The sequence below is a fragment of the Ruminococcus sp. genome (genome assembly GCF_016283395.1).
This window is the reverse complement of sequence record NZ_JAEEMU010000036.1, coordinates 142,121-156,138: the sequence shown is the minus strand read 5'-3', so window position 1 is coordinate 156,138 and position 14,018 is coordinate 142,121. Positions and strand designations below refer to the sequence as shown.

Here is a 14,018-nt window from a genome sequence, read left to right as displayed (position 1 = left end):
GTTTTTCAGTGAGGAGGAATTATTATGCATAAATCGTTTGCCAGAACAGCGGCTGTCCTGACAGCTGGATTTTGTCTGTTGGGTACAGTAAATCTGCCGTCGGTCATATCTTCATCAAATGTATACGCAGCTGATTATTTCGAGGACGGAGATATAGACGGCTATCATTATGAGGTATGGCGGCAGAACGGCACCGGAGAACTCAATTACGAAAACACTGAAAATAACGGCTATTCTGTCAGCTGGAGCAATATCGAGAACTCTTTTGTAATGAAAGGTGAAGCCTTTGAAAGAAAAGAGATATTTGCATCCCAGCTTAAGGAATACAATGTGACATATGATGCAGATATCGACTATATGGGGCAGAACAATTACTGCGGCATTTATGGCTGTATGGATGAGCCTGATAAATATTTCTATATCATAGACAGCTGGGGAAGCTGGCGTCCCCGGGGAAATGATGACAAAGATTATGGCTCATTTGAATCAAATGGCATTACATATGACATTTACAGGAGCGTCATAGCTCAGATAGCCTGCTTTAGCGATAATAACTCGCCTAAGTATATTTACTATAGCGTTGCAAGGGAAAATCAAGCCGAAAAGATAGACGGTACCTGCAATATCAAAAATACTGTCAATGTTGCTGACCATTTTAAAGCATGGTCCGAAGCAGGCTTTGAGCTTGGATATATATATAATATTGGATTCGACTCCGAAGGCTACCGAAGCAGCGGCAGCGTCAAACTGAACTCGCTCGACATCACAAAGGAGATCACTCCTGAGTTGAATTACGGACCTGTTTTTGCATATAAAAAGCATGAACCTGGTGAACCTGACGAAGAAGGAAGAACAGTATATACCGACTTTGAAACCGATAATGACAAGTTCGGTACACTCAGCGAAGAATGTCAGGCTTCATACAGTGATGAACGTTCTGTCAGCGGCGAGCGTTCAGTGCTCATATCAGCTGAGGGCGATAACAAACGTACATTTATGTACGAGATAGATCCGTATGACTTCAGAAGCAGTGATCTTGTAAGTGGAATAAAGCTGTTCCAGAATTCGGACAAGGCTGTAACCTTTGATTTTGAGGTCATGTTCGAGAACAATACCAGAGGCATTTTTTTCGCTGACAAATACAGCAGGACCGTTCCCGCAGGACGCTGGGTATCTGTAGAGCCGTTCCATTTTTCAGTATCCGCTGATTGCTTCACAAAAGCCTATCTCACCGTAACAGCTAACGAAGCTGTGGATTTCTACGCAGATAATCTCTATATCTGCGAAGCGGATAAATATAATGAGATGATAAATCCATCAGATGATCGTGTACGCGGAGATATCAACCATGATAATTCAGTTGATATGTTCGATATTATCGCATTGAGAAAAGAACTCATTGATGCAAGTGATTTTTCCATTGACGCTGTTCACGATGTCAACGGAGACTGCAAGCTCAATATAAGTGATCTGGTACTTCTTACACGTTTCGTTCTCGGTCAGGCAAAGTCTATCCCCGAACCTGAGATCGGTACGGAATTATACCTTGGAAGTTTTAATAAAGAAGTTAACGGTACAACTCATATAGTAAGTGCTTACGGAGGCAATTCCAAATCTGTAAAAACGGCTCTCCGTGAAAACGGTACATTTATGGCAGAATGGGAAAATGTCAGAAATTATGAGGCATCATCTTCAAGGGTGCTTCACGGCTATGACGAGCTGAGCGTAAAATATTCGGGAAAAGCAGTAACTGATGATCAGGTATTTAAAAACGACAGCAGTTACCATGATATTACTGTTACACTGACTGCAGGATTCATAAAAGACGGCAAAACTTTCAATGTGTTTGTTGTAGACGGTGCAGATGAAAAAGATAGGCTCAGGTGGTTATCGGGAGCTGACGATATGGAGCGCGTGACTATTGGCGGAACAGAGTATTACGTTGATAAGGAAACTGAGGGAAATGACATATTTGAACCTGTGTACTGGCTCTATCCCACAGAAAATATCATTGAATGCGGCGTACCATGCAGCTTTGAAAGAGAAATTGACTTTTCAGAGATACTGAAGTATTATGGTATGGAAAATGCCAAACCAAGCGAAATAAAATTTGAATTAAGTGCTGACAATACATCGGGACATATTGATATCGAGGAATTATCATTCTTTGACAAGACCAAAACAGAATAAAAATAACGCTCGCGTATTCGCGAGCGTTTTCTTTTGCCGCTGCATATCTATTTAAAAAATGTATGCGAACTTCTTCGGCTAATAGCTTACGGCTAACAGCTAATGGCTGCATTGCAAAATTTTCATATACCGATTTTTACAAAAACTTGACTATTTTTTCATAAACATATATAATAGTTATACAATGCATATTTATAAGGGAGGGTTTAAAATGCATAATAAAACACAAAAATTTATCTCGGGCATCTTGTCACTGGCAATGTTAGCAGCATCAACATCTGCTTATATTGCTCCCATGTCTGCTTCGGCGGTGCAGGTACTTGGAGAAACTTCGTTTGAAAACAAGTCGCTTCCATGGCACATCTGTTCATCAAATCCCGCAAAGCAAGCCTTTAATATCGAGGACGGGACGTTCCATATCCAGATCCGTGTCCCCGAAGGTTCAGAACATGAAAAGTGGGATCTTCAGTTCAGACACAGAGGTCTCAATTTCAAAAAAGGTCATGAGTACAAAGTCAGCTTTAAAGTCAAAAGCAAAAGAGATAAAATGGAGCTTTGCTCGTTCATCGGTACTTTAAACGACCTTGAAGAATACTTCGTGCTTGACGGTCAATCATCGGATATGCATATGGGACCTCATATGGATGGTCGGTGGCCGGCAAAGGCGTTGGAACTCACAACCGAATGGCAGACCATTGAGGGAATATTCAAACCTACCGAAGATATTGAAGGATGTCAGTGGACATTTCAGTATGCAAAAGGTACTAAGTATCAGGGTAATGCTAAGGCTGGTGATGAAATATGGTTCGATGATATGTCTATCGAATGCCTTACCTGTGATGAAGATCCCATTTCTGCTACCTGCGGCTGGACAGGAGACAGTAATTTGGGCTTAACTATACCCAAAAACGATGTACGCCTTAATCAGCTCGGATATTACACAACAGCTGATAAAAAAGCTACATATGTTACCGAAAAGGATAAAGAAGCTGTTGATTTCAAGCTGGTCGACAAGGACGGAAATACTGTATATACAGGCAAGAGCGAGCCAGCAGGATATGATGAGATGGCAGGAGAATACTGCCATATAGTTGATTTCTCGAAGTTCGATACTCCCGGTGTATATACCATAGTTATGGACGATGAAAAGGACGGCAATAAACACATCAGTCATGAGTTCAGCATAGGTGATGATATCTATAAAAACGTACTCAGAAACGCGCTTAATTATTACTATCAGAAACGCTCGGGTTCTGATGTTGAAGCGAAGTATGTGACATCTGGTGACAAAAATAAGATCGCCCATAAAGATTTTATAAACACTGACTTAGCCTATGTTCAGCCGATATGGTATGATGAATATTTTGGTCGTGATTTTGATATTGATATAAATAAAAAAGTCTCTCTGGACGTTTCGGGCGGTTGGTACGATCCCGAAAACCATTGCAAGAGTATTTCAAGCGGCGGTAATGCTGTATGGCTTCTCCAGAATATGTACGAAAGGTCAAAGAAAAACGGGACCGACGGCAAATGGGCTGACGGCAAGACTATGACTATTCCAAGCGAATACAGTATATCAAACGGAACTGTAAACTGTACTGATACTCCTGATATTCTTGACGAGGCCAGATATGAACTTGAATTCATGTTCAGAATGATAGTTGACTCTGAAAAGGACAGCATATGGGGCGAAGAATATGAGGATTTTGTTTACGACAGGGTAAGGAACCTCTGGAGTGAGCCTGTACCGTATGCTCCCCTTGATTACATCGGCGAAAAAATGTCGCCGCGTCTAATCTGTCCGCCTACATACAGTGCTACATTCAATATGATAGCCTGCGCAGCACAGGCAGCCCGTCTGTGGAATGGCATTGATGATGACTTTGCACAGGAATGTCTTGACCATGCAAAGAGATCATGGGAAGCTGTCATAAAATATAAAGCTGATTTTGAATACAAAGAAGGTATATTTAGTGACTCTGCATGGGAGACAGATGTTCATTTTGTTCCGTTTTCTTCATATCATGATACTGATTCATATAATTCCGATGTTGAAGATGATGCTTACTGGGCAGCCTGTGAGCTGTTTGCAACTACAGGTGACGAAACATACTATGATTATCTGAAGGAGTTCAAGAGCAAGGAAATTACAAATGATGCTATGCAGTGTTATGCTTTTGGTTTCCCGACTTATCTTCCTATGCTCGAATCCTACGGAGTATTCTCTTCATTTGACCGAAACAATAAGATTGGCTGCGGAACCCTGTCTCTTTATCTCAGCGATAAGACAACAGATGCTGACAAGGAAACAATAAAGAAAAACCTTACAACTACTGCAAATAAATATCTTGATCTTGAAAGCGATACGAAAACCAATGGCATGGGTGTTCCGTATGAGAAGATGCATTGGTATGATCCATTAGTCCATCCGTCTGATTCATATGGCTACGGTCTTGGCTCTAACAGTACAATTACAAATAATGCTCTGATAATGGCTTATGCTTACGATGCAACAGCCGACAAAAAGTACCTGAACGGAGCTTTGCAGGCTTTGGATTATATTTTCGGAAGAAACGGTCTTGGTATATCATATGTTACAGGAAGCGGTTCATATTATACTCAAAATCCTGTGGACGAATACTGGGGATATGAGATCGACAAGAACTTCCCCAAAGCTCCTGACGGAATAATGGCAGGCGGACCTTATACATGGGTGCCTGATATGTATGTACACGCTCTCGGTCTTAATCCCCAAAAGACATCTCCGCAGAAATGCTATGCCGATTCCATTGAGGCATGGTCGGTAAACAGTCCTGCTCTTGACTGGCAGGCAGGCTTGGTTTGGAATCTGTCTTTCTTTGAGGATATTTTAGGAAAAGCTCCCGAGGAAACAACTACCACAACTACTACGAATACAAGCACTGTCACTACCACAACGACAACTACCACAACAACTGTATCCACAACTTCTGTCGTAACAGTTGACACGCCTATCCCAATGATCGTTAAGTTTGATGCCAACTGTGATGGTCAGGTCGATATGAGCGATGCAGTTCTCATTATGCAGGCTCTTGCAAATCCGAATAAATACGGAATAAACGGCACAGCTGAAAATCATCTTACAAAGCAGGGCGAAATAAACGGCGATATGAACGGTGACGGTCTGACTGTTGGTGATGCGCTGAACATACAGAAATTATTACTTGGACTTAGTATAGACTGATTTATATTCAAAAAACGGCTAATGTAAGCTTTAAAGCCTTCATTAGCCGTCTTTTTATACTTTTTTCGGTATTATCGCTTTACAGCAATATGCCGATCATTTTTTGAGTGCTTCGCGTATTATCTCAAATCTCTTGATAAGGAAGTCAACAACTGAGGTCTGACCGCCGCCGAACATTCCGCCGCCGAAGTCCATGTTGCCCCAGTCCATATCACCGAAGTCCATGTCGCCCCAGTCCATGTTGCTCCAATCTACGTTAGCCCAGTCGAAGCTTGCATCGCCGAAGCCTGGCCAACCGCCGTTTCCTCCGTTAGCATCGCCGCCAAAGCCTTGCCAGCCGCCGTTTTCTCCGTTAGCGTCACCGCCGCCGAAGCCCTGCCAGCCGCCGTTTCCTCCGTTGGCATCACCGCCGCCGAAGCCCTGCCAGCCGCCGCCTTCGCCGTTGCCGTTCCAGTTGCCCCAGCCCATGCCTGTATCTTCTTCGCTGTACTGGAGACCCTCGGCACTCTTTGAGGTGTTGACATCAAACTCATCAAGTGTAAATGACGCACGGGGATCAGCCTCTACGTGTGAGCGTATCTTCTTTGCATAATCAGCAACATATGACTCTGGATCGCTGTAGTAATCCAAAATTTCGTTTACTATGTCCACATACATATCATAGTATTCGGGTACCTGAAGAAGCTTTGCCAGCGGACGGTCTTCAACAGTTGACTGATAAAGACTTGTTGTGATATCAGATGTTACTGAGCTTGCGCCGCCTGTGAAGTTGCCGAGGCAGAGGTTGTAGTCCCAGCCTACGAAATATGCCTTTCCGCCTGAGTACATAAGATAGTAGTTATGTGCAAGAGAGCCGTTATAGCTGTCGTAGTTGCAGAAGATAGAGTTTACTGCAAAGCCCTTGAGGAAGCTCGGTACGTCGATAACATCTTCAATGAACTTGTAGTCGGTAGGAGTGAGCTTGTTGATGGCTTTCTGTATATCAACGATGTGCTTGTACTCATCGTCCTGTCCGAATTTAACGTCAAATCTGTCAGGAGTCATATTCTCTGTGAATGAGCAGTAGCTGTCGCCGCCGAAGCCCCAGCCGCCGCCGTTGCCTGCTCTTTCTGTAGCCTTGTAGAGTACAGAATCATCATCTACAGCATAACGCTCTGCAACTGTAGTACCGGGCTGCTCAGCCAGCAGATAGAAGCTGTAAAGCTCACCGTTGAGGTACATATCTGTATGTGCAGCATGAGGAGCAACACCGCCTATCTCATACATTGCATTGTAACAGATTATATCTCTGAGGCAGGAAGCGTCCATGAGCATATTGTTCATGCAAAGCTCGGTCAGACCGTGGTAGTTTGTCTCCTTATCGTACTTGTCCATCTTGATACGGAAGCTGTATTTGCCGTTCTGAGCCATCATAAGCGAGCTGTTGCCCTTTGTTCTGATACCAACATTCTTGTATTCCTCGCCGTCGATAATAACGTCACAGGGGTTCCACTCCTCCTTGCTTGCGTTTTTGAGAAGCTCTTCCCACTTTGCTTCGTCCATTTTGACGTCGATCTTGTGTATCTTTTTCTGGCTGAAGAGCTCGCTGTAGAGCTGCTCCTCGTTCTCCATATCGTTATTTACTTCCTTGTATGAAGCAGGCTTGCCTGCCTTGAAGGTGCTGCCTGTGCTGTGCTTCATCTTTATTCCGCCTGTGAAGAGCTTATACTCGTCACTGCCGATCTTTGATGATGAAACTATTGCATATCTGAACTTCTTGCCCGTATTCCTGTCAAAGAGCTCCTTATTGGAGGAATCTGTTATAGTAACAGGATTGTTCTTTGACCACTCCTTGACAAAGTCGAACATAAGAGTATTCTGCTCTGTTGACGTGAGGTTCTCGCACTGGCAGTCTGTAGCTGTTGCAAGAAGCTCGCCGCCTGTGATGCTGATAGTGCCTGCACTTGTAAGTCCCTTATCACCGAAGGCAGAAATATCACCGCCGCTGATGTTGATAGCTGTCTCAGCCTGTACAGCGTCGCTTCCGCACTTGATTACAACCTCGCCGCCTGCAAGATCAACATTTCCCTTTGTTGATTTGATACCGTCGCCCTTGGAGTCGATATAAAGCTTGCCGCCCTTGACTGTAACTGAGGACTTGCCCTTTACCGCATCGTTTGGCTCTGTTTCGTTGAGAGTATCAATGTTTGTGATACCGCCTGTGAACTTTATATCGTTGTTACATTCGATAGCAGGCTGAATGTTAGCGGTTATGGTAAGTGTTCCTGTGCCCTTGTCTCCGCCCTTTATTGTAAGATCGTCCTTAGCTTCGAGAACTGCGGATTTCTCATTATCGCCCGTATATGCAGCAGTACCGTCAGAGAGAGTATTCTCGGTGCCGTCAGCGATCGTGATAGAGGTCTTGTCCGCATTCTTTATGTATACGGCAGGAGCGTTCTTGCCTGTGATATTGACTCCGCTGAATATGAGCTTGACCGTATCCTTATCAGCCTTAGTATCAGGAACTTCAACATAGATCTGACCGTCAGAGAGAGTTCCGTCGATAGTATAGCTTCCCGAATGAGAGATAGTTACCTTCGAGCCGTCTGCTACAGCGTACTGTCCTTCAACAGTGATAGCATTATCCTTGAGGTGGATCTTGGTGCTTGCCTCGTCATTTGAGGAACTGTCGCCATTGCCTCCTTCTGCGAAGCTCTCGGGCAGGCTCTTTATAGTGCCGAGAAGGTAACGCTGGATAGAGAGGGCGTCATTTGCGGTGATACCGTTGCCGCGGTCCGCAACGTCGCCAAGGTCTGCACCATCAAGGGTAAGGTGCTTTTCATCTGTACCTGTAGTGCCGAACTTTGAGGGGTTAGCCAGAGACTGCATTATAAGAACGCAGTCAGACATATCAACCGAGCCGTCTAAGTTGGCATCGCCGTACACCTTGTCGGCAGCTGAGCCTGTGAGAGTCAGGACTGATGCCGAGCCGACAATGCAGGCAGATAATATGCCTGCAAGAACGTTTTTCTTTTTCATTTTTTTCATCCTCCTAAAAACAAAAAAACAATAAATGTATTTACATAATAAACTGCCAATCTTAAAATAGTCTTAAACTTTATACACAAAAGGCTTAAAATAGCGAAACAGTATGTATAAAAAGTGCAATTTTTAAACTTGTGCAGTGATAATTTGATTAGATATATTACAACCACAGAGAAGATATTGGTTACATGGGATAGATATGTATTTTTTCCTGATCAAAGCCAACTTGAACGGGTGGTAAAAAAAGCTCTAAAAGGCTTGATTTTGAAACAAAAAAGCACCCTCTTGGAAAAGAGAGTGCTTGCAGGAGCAATGTGTGCCGTTAATGAGATATGTCATAATGCTGATTTGGATTTTACGGGCGGCTCATCGGTGCTCCAATAGGCTGCGGTAAAGTGATATATATTCCGCAATCGTTATTGTTTCGCAGGCAGTATGACCTCTGCCGTAAAGAAATATCCCGAGGTCGTTTCTTTACAGGACAGCTCCAGAGTTCCGCCGCACTTTTCAGTCTCTTTTCTGACGCTTTTCAGCCCCAGACCATGTCCGCCGCTGTCGGGTTTGCTTGTGGGGATATCCGATGATATATCAACATAATTTGCAGTCGGGTTTGTGATACGAATGTAGTAAAAGCTGCCTGATTTCTTCGCTGAAAGTGTTACAATACGCTCGGAATCGGTCTGCACAGCAGCTTCGATGGCATTATCAAGCAGATTTGACAGGACTGTACAAAGCGTAACTGCGCTGATCTCAAGCCCTTTCAGACTGCCTTCGGTCACAAGACTTGCGCCTTTCATTTCGGCATATTTCTTTTTCTCGTAAATGATTGCATCGGCGATCTCGTTTCCCGTGATATTGACAGACTGCGCATCTGCAAATGTATCACCGAGCGCCTTGAGATATTCGCTCAGTTCATCGGTTTTGCCCGAATCAAAAAGTCCGTTCATCACCGTGATATGATTTTTCATATCGTGACGCAACATTCTCATTTCGGTATCGGCAGCTCTGCTTTGCTCGAAATGTTTCGCCTGTACATCCATATATTTTTCGTTCAGTTCATTCATCTCACGGAAACGCTTTGCCTGTTCTGCTTTTACCGAGAGCAGGAGAAGTACGCTTACTGACATCAGCATAAGCACCGAGGGTATTGCCGCTTCGGGAGAAACATCGGGAACGTAGTCGGACATGGTAAAGCTTCTGCTCACAAGCGGTGTGACAGCGCAGGAAATACCCGTCAACAATAAAATTTGCAGTAGTCCGAGAGGTTCTCTGTCCTCGCTGCGGACAAGTCTTTTCAAAAGAAATACGAACAGAGCAGCTGCAAGATAGCCTGTCAGATAAAGCAAAGTCACCTGGATAAATGATCTCTCTGCACCGTTTGTGACCGAAAACACCGCCGTCTGTAAACTATTTATCATACAGCCCGAAAACAGCTCCGCACAGATAAGCGAAATAATACTTTCTTTATTCTTGTCAGCAAGAAGAAAAACGGCTGCGACCGTATGCAGCAGGTACAGCGGCAGTATATTGATACCGCCTAAAAAAGAGTTCTGCAAAAATTCCGCAATGCCGAAGATCACTCCTGCAATTATCGGAAACAATATCACACGTTTGACTTTTCTGTAAAACAGGTCGCCCAGCGTGACGACTGTGCAGAAGCTGAACGCCGTTCCGTATATCAGTCCGAGCAGTATAATTGAAGAATGTGCAATCGTTTTCATCAGCACCACCTACCTTTCGTTCAGCCTTATGTGATCCATCAGCCGTTTTTTCAGTTCGTCACCGTAGCTTTTGCTTACAGGCAGAACGATACCGTTGTCAAGCCTTACCTCTCTGTCGCTGCGGCTGATGATGTGTGCGAGGTTTACGATGACCGAGCGGTGTACCCTGCAAAAGCTGTCGGAAGCCGTATCAAGCATAGTGAGTGCTTCGGTTATCTTCATTCTCATTTGATATTCACGCTCCGCCGTGATGAACCGCACCGAATTATTGTCAGCCTCGGCGTATATGATATCATCGGGAGAAATATAATGCTCCTCGCCGTTTTCCTTGATACAGACAGTCTTTTTTCTGTCGCAGAGCTGCCCGATATCTTTGAGTGCCTGTGTCAGCTTTTCACTGACAACGGGCTTTTGCAAAAATCTGAAAGCTCCCACCTCGTAGCCGTCCATAGCAAGCTCAGTATGGCTCGTAAGGAATATCACAGGCAGTTCGGCTGAAAACTCATGCAGCCGCCTTGCCGTTTCCATACCGTCAGGTGGCGGCATTTCTATGTCAAGAAATACAGCATCGAACCGCTGCCCCTTTTCAAAAGCTGCGATCAGCTCCGCACCGCTTGCAAAGGGCAGACACAGCACATCAAGACTTTGATAAAAAGCATTTATCTCCTCAAAGATCGTATCACGGAAGTATTTCTCATCGTCGCAGACGGCTATTCGCATAATTATCACCCTATTTCAGTATAACACATCCGCCGCCTGTTTTCAAGGCAGTATCTTTCCGTCTGACAGTGTTATTATCCTGTCGGAGTACGCCGCACATTCCGCCGAATGTGTTACCATAAGTATCGTTATCTCCTTTTCTTTGTTGATACGGCTGAACAGTTCCATAATTTCCGTGCCGCTTTTGCTGTCGAGGTTTCCTGTAGGTTCGTCGGCAAGGAGTATTTTCGGCTCATAGATCACTGCTCTTGCAATAGCGCACCGCTGCTGCTGACCGCCCGAAAGCTGGTTCGGGTAGCTGCGCCGCTTATCCGAAAGTCCAACCGTTTCAAGGATACTGTCCAGCCTGTCACGGTATTTTTTCGGGCTTTTGCCGTCCATGATAAGGGGCAGCAGGATATTGTCCTCAACTGTGAGATTTTGCACCAGATTGAAAAACTGAAACACAAAGCCCATTCCCTCACGCCGCAGCTTTGAAAGCTCCTTGTCGCGCATTTTGGAAATGTCTCTGCCGTCAAGAAATATCTCTCCGCTGTCGGGGGTATCAAGTCCGCCAATGAGATACAGGAGCGTGGATTTTCCGCTGCCTGATGCGCCCATAAGCGAGATAAACTCGCCCTTGCCGACTGTCAGTGACACTTTGTTCAGTACCTGTGTGCAGCTGTCTTTCTCACCGAAGCTCTTGCATATCGCTTTTATTTTGATGATATTTTCCATTCTGCTCCCCCTATTCCTGTTTCAGCTCGGCGGCAACGTTCATTTTTTTGAGTGAATTGATCGGTATCAGTACGGTCAAAACGACTGCTGCCGACATGACTGCGATAAATCCGACAAGCCCTGTTATCTTATAGCTTATCGGTATATTCATATCAAGGCTGCCCAGCGTTTTCGTGATGAACAGCATCACAGCCTGTCCTGCGGTCACGAAGAGCAATATCGGGACGATCACTGTCAGTATAGTTTCTATGAGCAGCATTTTTGAGAGCTGCCCGATGCTCATTCCCTGAGAACGCAGCACCGCAAGTTCATGTTTGCGCTGCGTGAAACCTATCATTTGCTCGCTCGAAACTGATATCACCGCAAGCAGTACGCCCATGACCGCAAGCACTTTCAGCAGTCCCGTAACGCTTTTTGACTCCTCATCAGATGATGCATAGTATTCCTCCGTCAGCTGGAATTCCGCGCTGTTGTCGATAAGCTGCCTGCGCATAAGCTCGGTATCCCCCTTTACAAGCAGAGTTGACGGGTAATCATGGTAGACGTTTATGTAGGTTTCAAGGCTTACGACCGCCGCATTGCACCGCTGATCGAAATAAATGCTGTCGATGCCTGATACTGCCGTCAAGGTAAGCGTTACGGGACGAAGGGTATTGCTTTTCAGCGTGAGTGTAACACTATCCCCCACATTGATGCCGAGCCGCTTCATCATAAGCCTGTCAAATGCTATCTCGTTTTCGGCAAGTTTATCGGGCAGATCACAAAGTCCCGAAAACATCTCGAAGCCCTCATATCCGAATAGGTTTATCGTCACGGTTTTACCGTTTATCTGTGCCGTTTCTTCGGTGTTATAGATAAATTCCCTGCTGTCGGCGGTGATGATATCATAACGCTCTGCACGTTCGGAAAGATCGGTCACGATAGCATCGCAGCCGTAATTTCTCACCGAATACAGCTTTTCCACCGAGCACGAGAGTATATACAAGGACGAGGTAAGCAGCATAGTCGCCACGCAGATGACTGTGCCCGTGACGGCTGTCTTTTTCGTTCCCGACTGAATAACAGCAAGCCTTAATACGGGCAGAATGCCGCCGTCCGTGTGCAATGCCGTGATCGCCGATACTGCGGACAGCAGCTTCGGAACAATAAGGCACAGACCGATCACAAACGCCGCAAGTCCAACGATAAAAGAGATAGACCCTGTCTGCGAAAAGTACAGTATAAGTGCGCAAACGAAAAGTGCCACGCCTATAACTGCCGTAGCATTTTTGGGGCGGTATACGCTGTCCTTACCGCCGAAAATGATGTCCCTTATGGGCGTTTTTGATGTATTTATAACAGTTGAAAGCGAGACTGTACAGCTAATCGCCGCCGAGAGCAGGAGTCCCGTCAGCGGTATGTAATAAGGCACGGAAACGCTGCCGCCCAAGCCGTTCACAGAGGGTATCGTATTCCCGACAAGCATATCCTTGATTGCGTAAAACAGCACTGTTCCAAGAATTCCGCCAAGCAGTCCATACACTGCACATTCCGCAAGAAGCGTGAACGCCGCGGTCTTTTTCTCTGCGCCTATACTTCTGAGCGTTCCGATGACGGACAGCCTTTCGGCAGCGATATTCTTTGAAAAAGCCGTGATGATGAACAGTATCATAAGAAATGTCACGATGAAAAGAATGAAAAATGTTCTTGTCAGACTTTCGATCATATCTTCAGTTTCGGCTGTTCCCGTGAGCTGCTGAACGGTAAGTTCGGGGTACATTTCCGACAGCTGATCTGCAATTTCAGAGGTCATGCCGTCGGGAGCGTCTATGTAGAGCATTGTCGCTTTTAATTCGGGTTCGGACAGAAAGCTTCTTGCTGTGTCCTCCGTAACTATCACCGTCTGCGGCATAATTGAAAGCAAGCCCTTGTTCAGCACGATCTCCGAGACCGTGAGAGTAACTTCTGTTTTGTCTGCACAGGGCAGTGTCATCGTATCTCCAACCTCATAGCCGTATCGCTGTGCCACCGAATAGCTGATGACTGCTTCACCGTCTTTCGGTGCGGTACACTCGGGAAGCATACCGAAGTCCTTTGCCTTGGCAGTATCAATCCCGAGGACTATGATGTTTTTCTTCTGAACATATTTGTAATTTTTGATATCGTGTATCTGAAAATACGAGCTTGCAAGCAGAACAGGCAGGCTGTCACATTCATCGGGAAGAACAGGCAGTTCCATAAAGCCCTTGCTGCTGTTAAGTACAATGTCAGCTCTGCCGTTTCCGCTGCGCACCTGTTCCTCAACAGCCATCTTTGAAGAAACACTGATGGTCAGGCATAGCGAAAAAGTCAGCGACACTGCCGCAAGACACAGCACGATGACAGCTGTCCGCAGGGGCTTTACTGTGATATTGCGGAGTATCATTTTCAATATAAAGCGCATA

General features: G+C 45.3%; 7 protein-coding genes. 2 read left to right on the top strand and 5 right to left on the bottom strand.

The window, feature by feature from the left end; translation table 11 throughout:
* Positions 1 to 24: 24 nt before the first annotated feature.
* Together QZZ41_RS05605 and QZZ41_RS05600 are read left to right on the top strand one after the other, a co-directional pair.
* A complete protein-coding gene (locus tag QZZ41_RS05605) occupies positions 25 to 2,190 on the top strand; it encodes a glycoside hydrolase family 11 protein (protein WP_295069333.1) in 2,166 nt (721 codons plus the stop codon).
* Between the two features lie 211 nt (positions 2,191 to 2,401).
* On the top strand, positions 2,402 to 5,413 hold the full coding sequence (locus QZZ41_RS05600; RefSeq protein ID WP_295069330.1) for a glycoside hydrolase family 9 protein: 3,012 nt from the start codon (positions 2,402 to 2,404) through the stop codon (positions 5,411 to 5,413).
* 96 nt (positions 5,414 to 5,509) lie between these two features.
* Here the strand turns inward: QZZ41_RS05600 and QZZ41_RS05595 are convergent, their stop codons facing one another.
* The 5 genes from QZZ41_RS05595 to QZZ41_RS05575 form a co-directional block, all read right to left on the bottom strand.
* The gene (locus QZZ41_RS05595; protein WP_295069327.1) at positions 5,510 to 8,431 is read right to left on the bottom strand and encodes a carbohydrate-binding domain-containing protein; all 2,922 of its coding nucleotides are present in this window, start codon (positions 8,429 to 8,431) and stop codon (positions 5,510 to 5,512) included.
* A 422-nt stretch (positions 8,432 to 8,853) separates the two neighbouring features.
* Positions 8,854 to 10,158, bottom strand: coding sequence for a GHKL domain-containing protein (locus QZZ41_RS05590; RefSeq protein WP_295069324.1), 1,305 nt, complete (start codon positions 10,156 to 10,158; stop codon positions 8,854 to 8,856).
* A gap of 9 nt (positions 10,159 to 10,167) precedes the next feature.
* Positions 10,168 to 10,878, bottom strand: a complete 711-nt coding sequence (locus tag QZZ41_RS05585; protein WP_295069321.1) for a LytTR family DNA-binding domain-containing protein — start codon at positions 10,876 to 10,878, stop codon at positions 10,168 to 10,170.
* Positions 10,879 to 10,920: 42 nt separating this feature from the next.
* The gene (locus QZZ41_RS05580) at positions 10,921 to 11,595 is read right to left on the bottom strand and encodes an ABC transporter ATP-binding protein (RefSeq protein ID WP_295069318.1); all 675 of its coding nucleotides are present in this window, start codon (positions 11,593 to 11,595) and stop codon (positions 10,921 to 10,923) included.
* 10 nt (positions 11,596 to 11,605) lie between these two features.
* The gene (locus QZZ41_RS05575) at positions 11,606 to 14,017 is read right to left on the bottom strand and encodes an ABC transporter permease (protein ID WP_295069315.1); all 2,412 of its coding nucleotides are present in this window, start codon (positions 14,015 to 14,017) and stop codon (positions 11,606 to 11,608) included.
* Position 14,018: the final 1 nt, after the last annotated feature.

Excerpts from the sequence above, each read along its gene's own strand:
- QZZ41_RS05580 (WP_295069318.1), bottom strand. The coding sequence starts at position 11,595 with ATGGAAAATATCATCAAAATAAAAGCGATATGCAAGAGCTTCGGTGAG.
- QZZ41_RS05575 (WP_295069315.1), bottom strand. The coding sequence starts at position 14,017 with ATGCGCTTTATATTGAAAATGATACTCCGCAATATCACAGTAAAGCCC.
- QZZ41_RS05585 (WP_295069321.1), bottom strand. The coding sequence starts at position 10,878 with ATGCGAATAGCCGTCTGCGACGATGAGAAATACTTCCGTGATACGATC.
- QZZ41_RS05595 (WP_295069327.1), bottom strand. The coding sequence starts at position 8,431 with ATGAAAAAGAAAAACGTTCTTGCAGGCATATTATCTGCCTGCATTGTC.
- QZZ41_RS05600 (WP_295069330.1), top strand. The coding sequence starts at position 2,402 with ATGCATAATAAAACACAAAAATTTATCTCGGGCATCTTGTCACTGGCA.
- QZZ41_RS05605 (WP_295069333.1), top strand. The coding sequence starts at position 25 with ATGCATAAATCGTTTGCCAGAACAGCGGCTGTCCTGACAGCTGGATTT.
- QZZ41_RS05590 (WP_295069324.1), bottom strand. The coding sequence starts at position 10,158 with ATGAAAACGATTGCACATTCTTCAATTATACTGCTCGGACTGATATAC.